Annotated in this window: 16 protein-coding genes and 1 other annotated feature; of the genes, 12 read left to right on the top strand and 4 right to left on the bottom strand. The window is 62.2% G+C overall.

Annotated features, from left to right (window positions below; genetic code table 11):
- Positions 1-7 precede the first annotated feature (7 nt).
- Genes ACX3P1_RS24870 through ACX3P1_RS24880 form a run of 3 tightly spaced genes read right to left on the bottom strand, consistent with a single transcriptional unit; the run spans position 8 to position 2,121 of the window.
- Complete coding sequence (locus tag ACX3P1_RS24870) at positions 8-1,054, bottom strand: aldo/keto reductase (RefSeq protein WP_459082250.1); 1,047 nt, start codon at positions 1,052-1,054, stop codon at positions 8-10.
- Between the two features lies 1 nt (position 1,055).
- On the bottom strand, positions 1,056-1,400 hold the full coding sequence (locus ACX3P1_RS24875) for a TIGR04076 family protein (RefSeq protein WP_459082251.1): 345 nt from the start codon (positions 1,398-1,400) through the stop codon (positions 1,056-1,058).
- Positions 1,384-2,121 carry a GntR family transcriptional regulator gene (locus ACX3P1_RS24880; protein ID WP_459082252.1) on the bottom strand — a complete coding sequence of 246 codons (738 nt, stop codon included), beginning with the start codon at positions 2,119-2,121 and terminating at the stop codon, positions 1,384-1,386. Before ACX3P1_RS24880 ends, ACX3P1_RS24875 begins: the two co-directional genes overlap by 17 nt.
- Positions 2,122-2,267: 146 nt before the next feature.
- On the opposite strand from ACX3P1_RS24880, the gene ACX3P1_RS24885 reads away from it, so the two are divergent.
- Genes ACX3P1_RS24885 through ACX3P1_RS24905 form a run of 5 tightly spaced genes read left to right on the top strand, consistent with a single transcriptional unit; the run spans position 2,268 to position 7,161 of the window.
- Entirely contained in the window at positions 2,268-3,059 is a 792-nt protein-coding gene (locus ACX3P1_RS24885) for an ABC transporter ATP-binding protein (RefSeq protein ID WP_459082253.1), read from the top strand.
- Entirely contained in the window at positions 3,059-3,802 is a 744-nt protein-coding gene (locus ACX3P1_RS24890; RefSeq protein WP_459082254.1) for an ABC transporter ATP-binding protein, read from the top strand. Before ACX3P1_RS24885 ends, ACX3P1_RS24890 begins: the two co-directional genes overlap by 1 nt.
- Positions 3,799-4,710: a branched-chain amino acid ABC transporter permease gene (locus ACX3P1_RS24895; RefSeq protein ID WP_459082255.1), complete on the top strand. Its 912-nt coding sequence runs from the start codon at positions 3,799-3,801 to the stop codon at positions 4,708-4,710. The genes ACX3P1_RS24890 and ACX3P1_RS24895 overlap by 4 nt, the downstream gene beginning before the upstream one ends.
- Complete coding sequence (locus ACX3P1_RS24900) at positions 4,707-5,699, top strand: branched-chain amino acid ABC transporter permease (protein ID WP_459082256.1); 993 nt, start codon at positions 4,707-4,709, stop codon at positions 5,697-5,699. The genes ACX3P1_RS24895 and ACX3P1_RS24900 overlap by 4 nt, the downstream gene beginning before the upstream one ends.
- Positions 5,692-7,161 carry an aldo/keto reductase gene (locus ACX3P1_RS24905; RefSeq protein ID WP_459082257.1) on the top strand — a complete coding sequence of 490 codons (1,470 nt, stop codon included), beginning with the start codon at positions 5,692-5,694 and terminating at the stop codon, positions 7,159-7,161. Before ACX3P1_RS24900 ends, ACX3P1_RS24905 begins: the two co-directional genes overlap by 8 nt.
- Before the next feature lie 44 nt (positions 7,162-7,205).
- On the opposite strand, the gene bglA is transcribed toward ACX3P1_RS24905, so the two are convergent.
- A complete protein-coding gene (bglA, locus tag ACX3P1_RS24910) occupies positions 7,206-8,867 on the bottom strand; it encodes a beta-galactosidase BglA (RefSeq protein ID WP_459082258.1) in 1,662 nt (553 codons plus the stop codon).
- Here bglA and ACX3P1_RS24915 point away from each other — a divergent pair.
- The 7 genes from ACX3P1_RS24915 to ACX3P1_RS24945 all read left to right on the top strand — a co-directional run bounded on the left by ACX3P1_RS24915 (position 8,866) and on the right by ACX3P1_RS24945 (position 17,220).
- The gene (locus ACX3P1_RS24915) at positions 8,866-9,231 is read left to right on the top strand and encodes a hypothetical protein (protein ID WP_459082259.1); all 366 of its coding nucleotides are present in this window, start codon (positions 8,866-8,868) and stop codon (positions 9,229-9,231) included. The two genes, bglA and ACX3P1_RS24915, sit on opposite strands and share 2 nt — an antisense overlap.
- Before the next feature lie 45 nt (positions 9,232-9,276).
- Positions 9,277-10,338, top strand: a complete 1,062-nt coding sequence (locus tag ACX3P1_RS24920; RefSeq protein ID WP_459082260.1) for a glycosyltransferase family 4 protein — start codon at positions 9,277-9,279, stop codon at positions 10,336-10,338.
- Positions 10,335-12,515: an amylo-alpha-1,6-glucosidase gene (locus ACX3P1_RS24925; protein ID WP_459082261.1), complete on the top strand. Its 2,181-nt coding sequence runs from the start codon at positions 10,335-10,337 to the stop codon at positions 12,513-12,515. Before ACX3P1_RS24920 ends, ACX3P1_RS24925 begins: the two co-directional genes overlap by 4 nt.
- Before the next feature lie 137 nt (positions 12,516-12,652).
- On the top strand, positions 12,653-14,428 hold the full coding sequence (locus ACX3P1_RS24930) for an alpha,alpha-trehalose-phosphate synthase (UDP-forming) (protein WP_459082262.1): 1,776 nt from the start codon (positions 12,653-12,655) through the stop codon (positions 14,426-14,428).
- A complete protein-coding gene (otsB, locus tag ACX3P1_RS24935; RefSeq protein ID WP_459082263.1) occupies positions 14,425-15,180 on the top strand; it encodes a trehalose-phosphatase in 756 nt (251 codons plus the stop codon). Before ACX3P1_RS24930 ends, otsB begins: the two co-directional genes overlap by 4 nt.
- A gap of 138 nt (positions 15,181-15,318) precedes the next feature.
- Positions 15,319-15,374 (top strand) — a sequence feature (sul1 is cis-regulatory element that is thought to sense ions involved in sulfur or methionine metabolism; They are found in Alphaproteobacteria).
- Positions 15,375-15,446: 72 nt separating this feature from the next.
- Positions 15,447-16,937, top strand: a complete 1,491-nt coding sequence (locus tag ACX3P1_RS24940) for a SulP family inorganic anion transporter (protein ID WP_459082264.1) — start codon at positions 15,447-15,449, stop codon at positions 16,935-16,937.
- 157 nt (positions 16,938-17,094) lie between these two features.
- Entirely contained in the window at positions 17,095-17,220 is a 126-nt protein-coding gene (locus ACX3P1_RS24945) for a hypothetical protein (RefSeq protein WP_459082265.1), read from the top strand.
- Positions 17,221-17,270 lie beyond the last annotated feature (50 nt).

Below are 17,270 nucleotides of genomic sequence, written 5' to 3' on the forward strand. Positions count from 1 at the left end.
TTCGTTCTCAGGCTTCACCCTTGTTCAGATTGTATTTCATGATGGCTCCGTGCTTGCTCGAACGATCGCGTTCGAGGCTGTACACGTCGCCCTCAAGCTCTCTTGCACCGGCGGTAACCCCGGCAATTTCCTCCTGATCCTGCTTGGTCAATGTCGTGGATGAAATCGCCAAATTCGAGGTCAGATGATCGCAGTTGCGAGCACCGACGATGACCGCGGCCACGGCGGGCTGGGACAGGGTGAAGGCGCTCGCAATCGTGGCGATGTCGACGCCATGTCGATCCGCGACGCGTCGCAGGGTCGTGAGCAGGGACTGGAACCGAGCCCAGCCGCCGGTATCGTCGATGATGAGCTTGTATTTGGTGAGCGAGCGGTTCTCGAAATCCTTGGGTTCGCTTTTGCCGAGCCAGCGGTCGCCCAGGAAGCCGCCGGCCACCGTGCCGTAGCACAGAAGCGACATGCCGTGTGTGGCGGCCAGCGTCGCCATCTGCTTGCGCGGCCGTGCGTCGAGCAAAGAGTACTGAACCTGCATCGTGGTGATCGGAATGCCGGCTGCGAACAAGTCCGACACATGCCGGCTATCGAAATTGGTTCCGCTGATCTTGTCGATCTTGCCTGCCTTGCGCAACTCATTGAGCCAACCGGCGGTTTCAAGCCATCTGGGCTGTTGATAATCCCACCAGTGAAACTGAACGAGATCGAGCCGATCCATTTTCAGGCGGCGCAGCGATTGATCGATCACGCCTTCCACATCGGATTTGGCAATCCTCGCAAGCACATCAAGGTCGGGAACGAATTTGGTGTGGACCTTGATCCGTTCGAGTGCATCTTGCCCGCGAATGTCGCGATAGTGCATCCGGAAATCGCCAATCATTTCCTCGACGCCGGTATAGATGTCGGCGCAATCGAAAGTTGTAATGCCGGCGTCGGCGAAGGCTACCATGTCGGAAACGGGATCAGAGCCCCTGAGCGTACCGTGGCTGTCGGACAGCTGCCACCCGCCGCGAATGACGCGCGAGATTTCGTACCCGGGCGCGAGGCTTGTGCGTTGCATCTTAGTCACCCAAAGGAACGGCCGTCGTGTCGGCGTGGTTGAAGCGGCGCCGGCCAAGCCGGGTGATCCTCAGCCTTGAGCCGCAGTTAGGGTCCGGGCACGCAATCTCGGCGTCAGTGGTCATCCAGTCGTTTTGATGTGTCGGCCGTTGCTTGGCGGCAAGCAGCGGCAGCACGGCGGCCAGCGAGTAGATCGAAAAGCCCTGCCCCGGCGGCAGATGCATCAGCTCGCCATGAAGCTCGAAATGATCGCCGGGCCTGGCCCCGCAATAGATCGGCGCGCCTTCGGGCAGGACAACCTCGACGCGCAGATCAAAGAGTTCAAAGCTTTCATCGCGTTTGGGCAAGGTCCGCCTCCGTCGCGCCGTTCGAATCCAGCCATTCGCGGATCAGGTTGAAGGACTGGCTGATATCTTGCGTCAGGGCGTGAACGGCAGCTTTACAGTCGCGCCGCTTGATCGCATCCAGCAATTCCCAGTGAAAACGGGTCGCTGAAAGCACCGCTGTCGTGTCGTAGTCGCCCTTGTCGTAAAGGCGCGCCGCCACGTGGACGTAAGGGCCGGATTGCAGCCAGAGGCTTTCGACGATCGGAATAAGAACCTGGCTTCCCGCACAACGATAGATGGTGAAGTGAAACTCGTGGTTGATTTCGGAGGTGCGACGGACGCGGCGCGCATCGTTGGCTTCGAGAAACGCCTCTTCACTCTCCTTCGTCAATTCGCTCAGGCGCGACAGATCGGTATCCGCCAACCGATCCAATGCCAGTGAAATCAGTTCCCCCTCGACAAGGGCGCGGGCTCTCGCCAGGTCGTCAAGACGATCGCGCGTGACCAGCGGAACGCGCACGCTTCGATTGGGCAGCGCTTCCAGCGCCCGTTCCGATACGAGCCGCCCCAGAGCCTCGCGAACCGGCATCGTGCTCGTACTCAACGCTTCCGACAGGTCCTGAATGCGCAGGACCTGGCCGACGCCAAAACCGCCCAGGATCAGTGTCTTGCGCAACTCCGAATAGACACGATCATGCAAGGTTTCGCGGCCGACCGGCGAAATCGATGTCAAGACGTTCATGCCTGCTCCTCCCGGCGCAATCATCGGTCTCGTACGAGCCAATTTCTGCGGTCCCGTCAGCAAATTCGTACTTGCATAGTTTTCAATTGTAAAGTTTCATGATCAAACATCAAAGATCAAAAGCCGTCCGCTGGGAGGAGGCTGACTTGCAGGTGGATCGTGTCAGCCCTGGCGTGGGGCCTGTGATCGCAGCGCATGGTCTGGTGAAGGCCTTTGGCGGCGTTCGAGCCGTCGACGACATGTCGATCAATCTCGAGCGCGGCGAGATGATCGGCCTGATCGGACCAAACGGCGCGGGAAAAACCACCATGTTCAGCCTGCTTGCCGGCAGCCTCAAGGCTGACCATGGCAGGATCGAGGTCAATGGAACTGACCTGACCAATGCAGGAGCCGAGCGTCGCATCGGTGCAGGCATGGGCCGTACATTCCAGATCCCGCGGCCATTCCCGTCGATGACCGTATTGGAAAACGTCGTGGCCGGCGCACAGAACCAATCCGGCGAGCGCATGTGGATGAATTTTTTCAGGCCGGCCCGCGTGGCGGCGGAAGAGCGCGCGGCGATCGACAAGGCACGGTGCCTCATCGATTTCGTCACCCTGTCCCACCTTGAAGACGAGCCGGCGAGTGTTCTTTCCGGCGGCCAGCGCAAGCTGCTGGAACTGGCGCGTATTCTCATGTCCGACCCAGGCGTCATCCTGCTCGACGAGCCGGCCGCAGGCGTGAACCCCAGCCTGCTGGAAATCATCATATCGCGCGTGGTCGATCTCAACAGGCAGGGCAAGTCCATCCTGCTGATCGAGCACAACATGGACATGGTCGCGCGCCTGTGCAGCCGCGTCGTCGTGATGGCGACGGGTCGGCTTCTCGCTGAGGGCGCACCGAGCGAAGTCTCGCGAAATCCGATTGTTGTCGATGCCTATCTGGGCGGTGCGGCGTGATGAGCGAGGACGATCTGCCGGCGCTGGCTACGCAAGGACTGGTCGCCGGCTACGAACGCGACCAGCCGATCGTTCATGGGATAGACCTGACCGTTGCGTCCGGCGAGTTTGTTGTAATCCTGGGGCCAAACGGCGCGGGTAAGTCCACCCTGGTCAAGGCGATTGCCGGCGTCGTGCCAACCCATGCGGGAACGGTCTCGCTTGGCCGCATCGATCTCACGGACGTCCCGCCGCATCGCAAGATTCGGCACGGGCTGGCCTTCGTGCCGCAGACCGAAAACGTGTTCGCGACGCTGACCATTCATGAAAATCTGCAGATCGCCGCACAGTTGTTGCCGCCCAACGATCGCGCCAGGCGCATTGGCGAACTCTACGCAATGTTTCCCGATCTCGGCGAGCGCCCGGAACGGCGCGCTGGCGCGTTGTCGGGTGGACAGCGGCAGATGCTGGCGGTCGCTCGGGCGCTGATCGTCAAGCCGAATGTCCTGATGCTTGACGAGCCATCGGCTGGGCTTGCCCCGAAAATTGTCGGCGAAGTGTTCGCCCGGCTTCGGGAGATCAACAAGACTGGCGTCACGGTCGTGCTGGTTGAGCAAAACGTAAAAGCAGCCCTCGCGATCGCCGATCGCGCCGTCATACTCGTCGAAGGCAAATTGCGACATGAGGGCGATGCCGCCAGCCTGCTCGACGACCCCGTGATCGGCGAGCTCTATCTGGGCGTTCGGCACGGAGACGTACAATGAATCTTCAACCCATCATGGATGGGCTGATCTCCGGATCGATGATCGGCCTGGGTGCCATCGGCGTGACCCTGACCTATTCGATCCTGCGCTTCGCCAATTTCGGGCATGGCGAACTGCTCGCCTGGGGCGCCTACTTCGCCTTTATCGCCGCCGGCGTGCTGGGAGCCCTGGTGCCCGGCCTGCAAACGCCGATTGGTCCGTTCTCCTTCGGCTGGTCATTGCCTATTGCAACCATCGTAGCGGTGGTGCTCGCAGCAGCATTGGCTTTGGCGGTCGACTGGCTTTTGTTTGGACGCCTGCGGCGAAAGGGGAGCACCGTCATCATTCTGGTGATGGCAAGCTTTGGCGCAGCGCTGACCCTGCGCAGCCTGCTGGAGTTTCTCTTCACCTCGGCACCGCAATACTACACGACCAATCTGCAGATCGCGACGCGAATGGGAGCGGGATTGCGCGCCACGCCGGATCAGCTTCTATCGCTTGCCGTCACCGCCGTGCTGGCCGTTGCGGTCAACCTCATGCTGACGCGCACTTCCATCGGCCGCTCCATGCGCGCAGTCAGTGAGAATCCTCAGCTCGCCGCCATCGCGGGGATCGACACCCGCGACATCATTCGTTTTGTCTGGATACTTGGCGCAGCGCTGGCTGCCATCGCCGGCGTCACCGCCGGAGTGCTGGTGCAGATCAGGCCGCAAATGGGTCTGGACCTGCTCCTGCCGCTCTTCGCGGCGGCGATCCTGGGAGGTATCGGCAGCGTGCCGGGGGCGATGATCGCCGGCCTGATCGTCGGCGTCTCGGAAGCGTTGACGGTGCAGTATATCGGCGCCGAATGGCGTGCCGCCGTCGCGTTCGTCATCCTCGTGCTTGTTCTTTCTTTAAGGCCGCAGGGCTTGTTCGGGAGCAGAGCATGAGCATCGAACTCATCGCCTATGGCAGTTTCTTCCTCACCATGGCCCTGACCTACGCCATTATATGCCTCGGACTGAATGTCCAATGGGGACAGACCGGGCTGTTCAATGTCGGCATTACCGGCTTTGTCGCGATGGGCGCCTACGTCTCGGCATTGCTGACGACGCCGGACGATCCCAGCCGGTTTGGCGGCTTCGGCATGCCGATTGTGATCGGCTGGGCCGGGGCGGCCGGGGCGACGGCGCTGGTCTCGTTCCTGGTCGGGCTGCTGACCATTCGGTTGCGGGCCGATTATCTCGCTATCGCTACCTTCGGCGTCGGCATCGTCGTGCATCTCGCCGCACTCAACCTGCAGAGCATTACCGGCGGACCGTTCGGCATAAGCTTCATCCCACGTCCCTTCGCCAGCTACGCCAGCAATGGGGTCGTTTTCGGGCTGTTGAACCTTGGCGTGCTGATCGTGCTCGTTGGGGGTCTCTATTATCTGTTGCAGCGCCTGGCCCGAAGCCCGTGGGGCAGAGCGCTGCGATCGATCCGCGAGGACGAAACCGCCGCTCAGGCGCTCGGCAAGAATTCAATGTCATTCCGTTTGCAGGCCTTTGCGCTGGGTGGCGCCATCATGGGCCTGGCCGGCGCGGTCCAGGGACATTTCATCGGGTTCATCGCGCCGGAAAACTACCAGCCGATGCTGACCTTCCAGGTATGGGCGATGCTCATCGTCGGCGGGTCCGGCAACAATCGCGGCGCGATCCTGGGCGCTGTCCTCGTCTGGGCGATCTGGGCGGCGTCGGCGGGTATCATCTCGTCCGTTTTCCCGCCGGGCGAACAGGCGCGCGCAGCAGCGCTGCAGATCGTGATGATCGGCGCTGCGCTGTGCGCCATCCTCCTCTACAGGCCGCGCGGCATTCTCGGGGAAGAGACAAGCATGTCGCGTGCTATCGAACGGGTCAAACGGCGCTCCCGGGCGTCGGCGGAGGGTTCCAATGGGTAATGTTCCTGAGCGGGTTCTTCTTGGCGGGGAGCTTGAGATCAGTCGGCTGGTGTGCGGGCTCTGGCAGGTCGCCGACATCGAGAAGAACGGCTCGACGATCGATCCGAATGTCGGCGCGAATTTCCTGCAAGCCTATGCGGACGCCGGCTTCGACACTTTCGACATGGCCGACCACTATGGCAGCGCCGAGTTGATCACCGGCCAGCTGCTGTCCCGGTATCCGTCCCGCAATGCCCGCCCGAGAGCCTTCACCAAATGGTGCCCGGAACCCGGCGCAATGACCGCCAACATCGTGAGGCGGGGAGTGCAGGAGCGATTGGACCGTCTCGGCGTGGCGAAAGTCGACCTGCTGCAACTGCATTGGTGGACCTTTGAGCATCCCGCATGGCTGGACGCGCTGCATGAAATGAACCGGCTTCGCGAAGAAGGCCTGATCGGCGCGATCGGCGTCACTAATTTTGATGCCGCGCATTTGCGCGTGGCTCTGACAGACGGAATTCCTGTCATCAGCAATCAGGTCTCGTTCTCGCTGGTCGACAGGCGGGCGGCGAGCGATCTCAGTGCACTTTGCGCCGAGTTCGATGTCCGATTGCTCGCGTATGGCACGCTGTGCGGCGGGTTTCTTTCGGAACGCTGGCTGGGCAGGCCGGAGCCGGCGGACATCACCGACTGGAGCCGCCTCAAATACAAGCGCTTCATTGATGCCGCGGGCGGATGGGCATCCTTTCAGCACCTGCTCGAGACGCTGTCGCGGATCGCTCTGCGCCACGGCGTTTCGATTTCCAATGTAGCCAGCCGGTGGGTACTGGCGCATCCGGCTGTCGCCGCCACGATCATCGGCGCACGCCTTGGCGAGAGCGAACATCGTGACGACAATTTGAAGGTTTTCGGCTTCGATCTCGACGCGGCCGACCGTGCGGCGATTGACGAGGCCTGCGCGCCCATGCCGATGATACAAGGCGATTGCGGCGACGAGTACCGCAAGCCGCCTTTCCTCACCGCATCCGGCGATCTCAGCCACCATCTCGAGACTATCGAGCCCGCGTTCAAGGCCGAGCCGATCCCTGGGGCACCGGGCCGACTGCGCGTTTCATCCGGCAGTATGTGGGAGCCGATAGCCGGCTACAGCCGCGCCGTCCGCGTCAACGACACCATCCGCGTATCCGGGACGACGGCCACGCATGGCGGCGCGCGAGGCGTTTCTCCGGGCGATGCCGCCGCCCAGACAACCTACATCCTTGACAAGATCCTCGCTGCGGTGGCGGCGCTCGGCGGCAAGCCCGAAGACGTGGTGCGCACCCGCATCTACCTGAAAGACGCTGAAAAATGGGAGTCCGTCTCGCGGGCGCACGGCCGGTTCTTCGGCGCCATCATGCCCGCCAATACCATGATCCAGGCCGGAAATCTGATCGGCGACTATGAGGTCGAGATCGAAGCGGAAGCGGTGGTCAGTTCGAATTGAAAATCCAGGCGTGACTTGAGTCTAGACGTGGCGTGCAGGTGCTGTCACGTTGTTATCCAGGGGCGGCCGAACCAGGCATCGTAACCTTTCAAGCGGATTGTTCCAGCTTCCGCTATTCCGCCAAAGCCGTGCCCCGTCAGGGCCTGTAAAACGTCGCTTCTGCCAAGGTCTAGAGTAACGGCCGAATGACTGAGGTTGAAGGCGCAGAGCATCTGCTCATCGCCTTCGCGGCGGGTGAACGCGACTACGCCATCTGGCGCTTCAAGAAATTCGATATAGCCCTTGACCAGTGCCGGATGCGCGCGGCGGAAGGCGAGAAAACGCCGGTAATGCTCCAGCAACGATGCTTCTTTGCCTTGCTGCGCGCCGATCGCCTTGGTCAGATGATCGGCAGGTACCGGCAGCCACGGCTTTGCACTTGAAAAGCCGCCGTTTTTGGCCCGTTCATCCCAGACCATCGGCGTGCGACAACCGTCGCGGCCCTTGAATTCGGGCCAGAAGCGGATGCCGTACGGATCGCGCAGATCCTCATAGGCAAGGTCGGCTTCGCCAAGCCCCAGTTCCTCGCCCTGATAGAGGCAGACCGAGCCACGCAGCGACAAAAGCAGCGCCGAGATCACCTTCAGATAGGCGGTCATGTCTTGCTCGCCGGCGGCCCAGCGCGAGGCGTGACGCTTCACGTCATGGTTGGAGAAGGCCCAGCACGCCCAGCCGTCGCTGGCCACGCGGCCAAAGCTTTCAAGCACGCTGCGCACCTTGGCCGCGCTGATTTTCTCGGGCGCCAGGAAATCGAAAGCGTAGCACATGTGGACGCGCTTTTCGCCGGCGGTGTAGGCAGCCACCACCTCCAGCCCGCGCTGGGAATCCCCGACCTCGCCGACCACCGCTGCTGCCGGATATTCATCCAGCAGCGCACGAAAGCGTTCGAGAAAGGCGAGGTTTTCCGGGCGGCTCTTGTCGTAGAGATGGTCCTGATAGTTGTACGGATTGACCGAAGGCGCGGTCTGGTCATTGCGCTGTTCGGGCGGCAGGGCCGGGTTGTCCTCCAGCCCCTGCGAATGAAAATAGAAATTGATCGTGTCCAGGCGAAACCCGTCGACGCCGCGATCCAGCCAGAACCGGGTTACTTCAAGCAGCGCGTCCTGTACGGCAAGGGTGTGAAAGTTCAGGTCCGGCTGCTCGGCCAGGAAGTTGTGCAGGTAATATTGCTGGCGCCGTGTATCCCATTGCCATGCGGAGCCGCCGAATATCGCCAGCCAGTTGTTGGGCGGCGTGCCGTCCGGCTTGGCGTCGGCCCACACGTACCAATCAGCCTTGGCGTTATCGCGGCTGGAACGGCTTTCCCGGAACCAGGGGTGGGCATCGGCGGTGTGCGACAGCACTTCGTCGATCATCACTTTCAGACCAAGACGGTGCGCTTCCGCAATCAGCACGTCGAAGTCGGCAAGCGTCCCGAATATCGGGTCGACATCGCAATAATCGGTGACGTCGTAGCCAAAATCCTTCATCGGCGATTTGAAGAAGGGCGATATCCAGATGGCATCGACGCCAAGGTTCGCGATGTAGCCGAGACGGCGGATAATGCCTTGCAGATCGCCGATTCCGTCGCCATTGCTGTCCTGATAGCTGCGCGGATAAATCTGGTAGATCACCGCACCGCGCCACCAGTCGCGGTCGATGGCCCCGTTACGATCTGCAGTCTGCATGAATTCAGCCTCCGGAAGCATCGTCATCTTGTTGACCTCGCCCGCAAAAAGGAAACCGCCGCGCACCAGAAATCGTTCCAAGATAGATCGCACGGCGCTCATCGGCGTTCTCAATCCAAAACGAGAAAAATGGGAACCGTCGAACCGTTGCGGGGTTTTGGTCGGGAAGGACGATGCCATGGCCGCTGTTCCCGAACCAACACCTAAACCGACACCGCCGCCTCCGCCGATTCACGAGCCTCGGCCCGTGCGCGAGCCCGATCCGGACAGGCTTCCCGATGAGGCTCCTTTGCCCAATCCTGATGAGAACGACGCTCCGCCGAAGCATGCGGACCGCCCGAAACAGGAACGATCCGCCGGCTGAGGCATTTCCAAACAGCACCACCGCTGATCGAGGAAATGCCGGTTGATGAGGATTGCCCATGTCGCGCCGCTCTACGAGGCGGTTCCGCCGCTGCTTTACGGCGGCACCGAGCGCATCGTCTCCTATTTGACGGAGGGGTTGGCCGAACTAGGTCATGACGTGACACTGTTTGCCAGCGGCGACACCAAAACCTCGGCGAAGCTGGTGGCCTGCCGCGAGCAGGCATTGCGGCTCGATCCGCGTCCGCTGAAGTCGGAAGTCGCGGCACACTTGTCCATGCTGGACGAGGTGCGAAGCCGGGCCGACGATTTCGACATCATCCATTTTCATCTCAGCCATTTCCTGCATTTTCCGTTTTTCGAGAAAATGGCGGCGCGCACGGTGACAACCCCGCATGGAAGGCTGGATTACGTCGATCTGGCTCCGGCCTATGCTCGGTTTCCCCGATTTCCGATGATTTCCATCTCCCGCAGCCAGCAGCGCGGCCTGCCCGACGCCAACTGGCTGGCGACGATCCATCACGGCCTGCCGGTCGACCTTTATCCGCCGAATTTCGAGCAGGACTCGCAAGACCCCTATCTTGTCTTTCTCGGCCGATTTTCGCGCGACAAGCGCCCCGACCGCGCCATCGAGATCGCCAGGCGTGCGGGGTTGAAAATCAAACTCGCGGCCAAGATCGGCGACGACGACCGTGCCTATTTCCATGAACACGTCGAGCCGTTGCTCGATGGCGACCGTGTCGCCTATGTCGGCGAAATCGAGGAGCACCAGAAGGCCGAATTTCTGGGCCGCGCGGCGGGCCTGCTGTTTCCGATCGACTGGCCGGAGCCGTTCGGGCTTGCGGTGATCGAAGCGATGGCTTGCGGCACGCCGGTCATCGCCTGGAATTGCGGCGCCATGCCCGAAATCATCGATCAGGGCGTTACCGGCTTCGTCGCCGAAACGATAGAGGATGCAGTCGCCCGCGTGCCGGAATTGTTGCGCCTCGACAGGCGCAACGTGCGGGCCGTGTTCGAAAAGCGATTTTCCGCCCAACGAATGGCGCGCGACTATGTGGCCGCCTATGCCCGGTTGCTGGGCGCACATTCGGGGGCAAAGGCATCGTGACCGACCGCGCCGCAACAATCCCGCTCGATGAGCGCAAGCTCGACCCGGCCATCGCGCTTGCGGCGCTCGATGAAACCGCGCCGCGTGAACCGCACCGGCTGTTTGCGCTCAAGCATGGCGATTGTTTTGCGGTTGCCGATGCCTATGGCGATATTCGCGGGCTGGGCGACGGTTTCTTCCGCGACGACACGCGCGTGCTTTCGGAGTTCCGGCTGACCATCGGCGGGCGCTCCACCTCGCTGCTCGGGGCTTCGCTCAGCCAGGACAATGTGCTGTTCACCGCCAATCTGACCAATCTGCCGATCCGCAGTGCTGTCGGCCGCGACATCCCGCAAGGCGGCATCCATATCGAGCGCATGCGCCTCATCTGGGAAGATCGGCTGTTCGAGCGCATCACGCTTTCGAACTACAGCCAGGAGCATTCCACCTTCTTGCTTTCGCTGCATTTCGCCGCCGATTTCCGCGACATGTTCGAGGTGCGCGGATCGACCCGGCCGAAGCGCGGCACCTCGCACGCCGCCGAGACGGACGAGAATTCCGTCGTGCTTCGCTATGAGGGTCTCGACAAACTCGTGCGCAGTTCGGTGATCTCGTTTTCGCAGGCTCCGGATCAACTTCTGGCCGGCCGCGCCGATTTTTTCATCGCCGTCACCAAGCGCAGCGCCAAGACATTCTATGTCGAGGTCGGCGCGGAACTGGCCGAGACGCCCGACCGCGAGCGCTTCCGCGCCGCTGCCGCCCGCGCCCGCTTTTCCATGCGCGCCAAGCGCCGTCATGGCGCGACCGTGCACAGTTCCGGCCGCGTCTTCAACGACTGGGTGGCGCGCGCGCGCGCCGACGTTGCGCTGCTCACCACCGAGCTTGCGACGGGGCCTTACCCCTATGCCGGCATCCCGTGGTTCTCGACCGCCTTCGGCCGCGACGGCGTAATTTCCGCCTTGCAGATGCTGTGGCTCAACCCCGGCCTGGCGCGCGGCGTGCTGGCCTTTCTGGCCCAGCATCAGGCGACCGAAATCTCGCTGTTCAGCGATGCTGAACCCGGCAAGATCATGCATGAGACCCGCAAGGGCGAGATGGCGGCCCTGAGCGAGCTTCCGTTCGGCCGCTATTATGGCGGCGTCGACACCACGCCGCTCTATATCCATCTGGCCTGCGCCTATGCGAACCGCACCGGCGACATGGATTTCATCGACAATCTGTGGCCGTCGCTATGTGCGGCCGCCGAATGGACGGAACAGGCGAGCAGCCGCACCGGCTTCCTCACCTATCAGCGCGCGGCCGATACCGGCCTCGCCAACCAGGGCTGGAAGGACAGTTTCGACTCCATCTTCCATGCCGATGGCCGCATCCCGAAAGGCCCGATCGCGCTGGTCGAGGTGCAGGGCTATGTCTTCGCCGCCTTCAAGGGCCTCGGCAAGCTCGCGCGACGCCGTGGCGACGAGGCGGTGGCCGATCACTGGGAGGCGCGAGCCGAGGAAATGCGCGAGGCGGTCGAACGCGCGTTCTGGGTGGACGAACTCGGCACTTACGCTCTGGCGCTCGACGGCAATGGCGAGCCCTGCAAGGTACGCACCTCGAACGCCGGCCATCTGCTCTATATGGGCTTGCCGTCACCCGAGCGGGCGCAGAAGGTGGCGGACCAGTTGCTTTCGGCCTCGTTTCATTCCGGCTGGGGCCTGCGCACGCTGGCCGACGACGCCATCTTCTTCAACCCGATGTCCTATCATAACGGCTCGATCTGGCCACACGACACCGCCCTTTGCACGGCTGGACTGGCGCGCTACGGCGTGCGCGACCACGTGGCTCGGCTGATGAGCGGCACCTTCGAGGCGGCCGTGCATTTCAACATGCGCCTGCCGGAACTGTTTTGCGGCTTCACCCGCGCACCCGGCGAGGCACCGATCGCCTATCCGGTCGCCTGCCTGCCGCAGGCATGGTCGGCGGGCGCGACCTTCATGCTGATGCAGGCCTGTCTCGGCCTCGAGATCGACGGATGGAAGGGCGAGCTACACGTCACCCGGCCACGCCTGCCTATCGGCATCGACAGCCTGACCGTGCGCCATCTCCAGGTCGGCGATACGGCTGTGGACCTGTCCTTCCAGCGTGTCGGCGACCGGGTCGTCGCCTTCCTCGCCGACCGCCATGAGGGGCTCGCGCCGCTGATCGTGACGACGTGAAAGCCGGAACCGATCCGCCACATGGCGCGTTGGTTGGATGGCGCTGCCCGGCCGTGACCGGCGACGCATCCCGCAAACGAATGGAACAGGACCGGCCTCCCGGCCCGGAATTATTTGAAAGAGGCATTGGAATTCCAATGACAAACAATGGCTTGGATTTCCTCTGGGTGGTCGTGTGTGCAAGCCTGGCGCTGTCGCTGCTGGCGGTTGTGTTCTTGATGAGAAAGGCGCGCCGCAATAGGATCGCCCCAGCCCTTTCCAGCGGCGATATCGGCGCCGAGCGGCAGGTGCTGCGCGAATCCCAGAAGAACGGCCATTCCACCGCCGATGCCGCCATGATCGATTGGACGCCCGAAACGCTGCGCAAGATACTGGCCGAAGAATTGCCCGGCGCGCAGGTCATCGTCGTCTCCAACCGCGAGCCCTACATCCACGACCAGACGGAGGACGGCATCAAACTTCTTGTACCGGCCAGCGGTCTGGTTTCGGCGCTCGAGCCGATCACCCGCGCCTGCGCCGGCACCTGGATCGCCTATGGCGGCGGCACGGCGGATCGCTTGACCGTCGATGAAAAAGACCGCATCCAGGTGCCGCCGGACAAGCCCTCCTATACGCTGCGGCGCGTCTGGCTGACCGAGGAAGAACATCAGGGCTATTATCTCGGCTTTGCCAATGAGGGGCTTTGGCCGCTCTGCCACATCGCCTTCACCCGACCGATTTTCCGCGCCACCGACTGGGAAACCTACGAGGCGGTCAATCGAAAATTCGCCGATACGGTGGTGGCGGAAGCGCGCAACGAACGGCCGATCGTGCTGGTCCAGGATTATCACTTCGCGCTGCTGCCGCGCATGATCCGCGAGCGGCTGCCGGAAGCCATCGTCATCACCTTCTGGCATATTCCGTGGCCGAATTCAGAAGTGTTCAGCATCTGCCCATGGCGCGAAAAGATCCTCGACGGCCTGCTCGGCAGCTCGATCATCGGCTTTCATACGCAGTTTCACTGCAACAACTTCATCGAAAGCGTCGACCGCTTCCTCGAAAGCCGCATCGAGCGCGAGGATGCCGCGATTTCCTACGGCGGCGAAACCAGTCTGGTCCATGCCTATCCGATCTCCATCGAATGGCCGCCCGATCTTCTGGCCCAGTTGCCTTCGGTGGCCGAGTGCCGTGCGCGCGTCCGTCAAAAATACGGGTTGGCAGACGACGTAAAGCTGTGCGTCGGCGTCGAGCGCCTCGATTATACGAAAGGCATCCTTGACCGCTTCCAGGCGCTGGACGAATTGTTCACGCAACACCCGGAATGGATCGGCAGGCTGGTGTTCCTGCAGATCGCCGCCCCCAGCCGGGGTACCCTGCCCGCCTACAAGCTGCTGCATGAAGAATGCGAAGCTCGCGCCCTGGAACTAAACCAGCGCTATGGCGGCGAAAATTATACGCCGGTCCTGATGGTCGCCGAACACCATTCGCAGCGGGAAGTCTACGAGGTTTACCGCGCCGCCGACATCTGCATGGTCACCAGCTTGCATGACGGCATGAATCTCGTCGCCAAGGAATTCGTCGCCGCCCGCGACGACGAGCAGGGCGTGCTGCTGCTCTCGACTTTCGCGGGTGCCTCGAAGGAGTTGTTGGAGGCGCTGATCGTCAATCCCTATGATGCGGCGATGATGGGCGAAGCGCTGCAGCAGTCCCTGACCATGGCCCCGGAGGAACAACTGCAGCGCATGCGGCGCATGCGCGAGATCGTGCGCCACAACAATGTCTACCGCTGGGCCGGCTCCATGCTGCTCGACGCGGCGCGCCTGCGCAAGCGCGGCGAGCTCGACCGCGTCACCGGCGGCGACACGTCCGCTCCCGGCAGCCCGGGCAGCAATGTTGTTTCCATGTTCGAGCGGCGGCGGGTGGCGGCCCTATGACGGTGATGCAAAAGCCACCGGTGCTGGACTTGAGTGAGGAAAAATTCGCTCTCTTCCTCGATATCGACGGTACCCTCCTGGAGCATGCCGCCCATCCGGACGCCGTTTCGGTGAGCGACGAGCTTCGCGTACTGCTGGAGACGCTGGAGCAGCGGCTGGATGGCGCGTTGGCCTTCATCACCGGGCGTTCCATCGCGGCCGTCGATCATCTGTTTGCGCCGCTCAAGCTGCGTGCCGCCGGTCTCTACGGGCTGGAGCATCGGCTGGTTATGGGCGGACCCGTCGAAACCGCGAGCGAACCGGCCGACATCGCCGCCCTCGCGCAAGAGATCGAGGCCGAGTTTATCGGCGCAGGCGTCTATATCGAGCGCAAGGGGCCGATCCTGGCCCTGCATACCCGCGCCGCGCCACACCTTCTGGCGCGCGCGACCGATCTGGTCGAGCAGGCGCTGGACCACCTGCCGCCGGGCTACCGCGTGCTGGCCGGCAATGCCGGCGTGGAACTGATGCCGCTCGAAGCCGCCAAGGGAGCGGCGATCCGCCGATTCATGAAAAAGGACGCGTTCGCCGGCAGGTGGCCGGTATTTCTAGGAGACGACACGTCGGATGAAAACGGCTTCGAAGCGATCAACGAGCTCGGCGGCATCTCGATCCGGATCAGACAACAGGGACCGACGGCGGCGTCTTACGGGCTGGTCGGTGTAGCCGAGGCGATTGCGTGGCTGGACATAATGGCGAAGGCTGGTCGGTGAGCCGTCGTCGATCTTTTCATATGTTTTTCGCCGAGAGCGACTACGGCGGGCGCCTGCGCCAGACGCTTTCCATCTAACAACTTCCCTGTCCTTCCATGTTGCGTTGCAAAAATAGTCCACTATAACGGCGAACATTCGACTGGACCCGGTGAAATCCCGGGTGGCTCTTCCGGCCGCCGATCCGCCGGACCACGCAACTGAAACGACCGATCGTCAGCCGCGCAAATGGGCGACGGGTTGTGTGTTCCTTGCGGGATTCCCCTTCCATGATTTTAGCTTCCACAGTCCAACGTGACTGGTTTTCCAATGTCCGCGCGGATTCGCTCTCCGGCATTGTCGTCGCTTTGGCATTGATCCCCGAGGCAATCGGGTTCTCGGTCATCGCCGGCGTCGACCCCAAGGTCGGGCTCTATGCCTCAGTCGTCATTGCGAGCGTCATCGCCTTCGTCGGTGGTCGACCGGCGATGATCTCGGCCGCAACCGCCGCCACGGCCGTCCTCATGGGGCCACTCGTGCGCGAGCATGGCGTGCAGTATCTCTTCGCCGCCACCATCCTGATGGGCATCATCCAGATTGTCGCCGGCCTGCTGAAACTCGGGCGCGTGATGCGCTTCGTCTCGCAATCCGTCATGACCGGCTTCGTCAATTCGCTGGCTATCCTGATTTTCCTGGCTCAATTGCCCCAGCTCATACATGTGCCGATGGCGACATACGGGCTGATCGCGCTCGGTCTCGCGATCATCTACATCTTCCCGCGCGTGACGAAGGCGGTTCCGTCGCCGCTGGTGGCGATCGTAGTCCTGACCGTTGTCAGCCTTGTCTTCAAACTCGATGTGCGCGCTGTAGCCGATCTCGGCCAGCTTCCAACAGCGCTGCCCAGCTTCGGCGTCCCCGAGGTTCCGCTCACCTTCGAGACGCTCCGCATCCTGCTGCCGGTTTCGCTGACGCTGGCCGCCGTTGGCCTGCTGGAATCCTTACTCACAGCGCAGATCGTCGATGACCTGACGGACACGACCAGCAACAAAAGCCGTGAATGCGCCGGGCAAGGCATCGCAAATATTACCTCCGCTTTCTTCGGCGGCATGGGCGGCTGTGCAATGATCGGGCAATCGGTCATCAATGTCTCCTCCGGCGGGCGCGGGCGGCTCTCCACACTCGTCGCCGGCGCATTTCTGCTCGCGCTGCTGGTGCTGTTGCAGGATTTACTGGCTGTCGTGCCGGTGGCGGCGCTGACGGCGGTGATGATCATGGTTTCGATCAACACGTTCTCGTGGGCTTCGCTCGGACGCCTGCGCACGAACCCATGGCCGTCTTCCATTGTCATGCTTGCAACCGTGATCGCGGTGGTGGCGACCGGCGATCTTTCCATCGGCGTGTTGATCGGCGTGCTGCTCTCCGGCGTGTTCTTCGCCGGGAAGGTGTCGAAGCTGAGCCGCGTCTCATCCACGCTTTCTGCCGACGGCAGCGTGCGAACCTATGCCGTCGAGGGGCAGGTGTTCTTTGCATCGGCCGGCACCTTCGCCGAGTCCATGGATGTGTTGGAGCCGGTAGAGAAAATTGTCATCGATGTCAGCGCGGCGCATTTCTGGGACATCTCTGCGGTGGGCGCACTGGATCGGGTGGTGTCGAAGGCACGGCGACGCGGCCATGAGGTTGAAGTCGTCGGTTTGAACGCCGCCAGCGCCACCATGGTCGAGCGCTATGGTGCTCACAGACAAAACGGCCAAGCCGGTCTTGCAGCGACGAACCCGCATTAGGGGTGGACGCGTATTCCAATCTGCCAATTATGCGACATGGAGTAATTGCGGGAGCAAGGCCTATGACGCAATCCCGATGACATGGCCGCTCCCCTGATAAGATGGAAATACGGGCTCAAGTTTTTCACGAGCCCTGACACCTATCGGAGAAAAAGCCATGGATGATTTTGTCGGCCTTGATGTCTCGATGAAAGAGACGGCGATCTCAATTCGACGCGCTGGCACGCGCGTCTGGCGGGGCAAGTGTGTTCTGATCGGCCGTGTTGCAGGGATCAGAATTTGATCGGAGAGCGCCCTGCCGGTGACAATTCTCATGCCACGCGTTCGAACTCG

The organism is Mesorhizobium sp. A623, assembly GCF_054489405.1.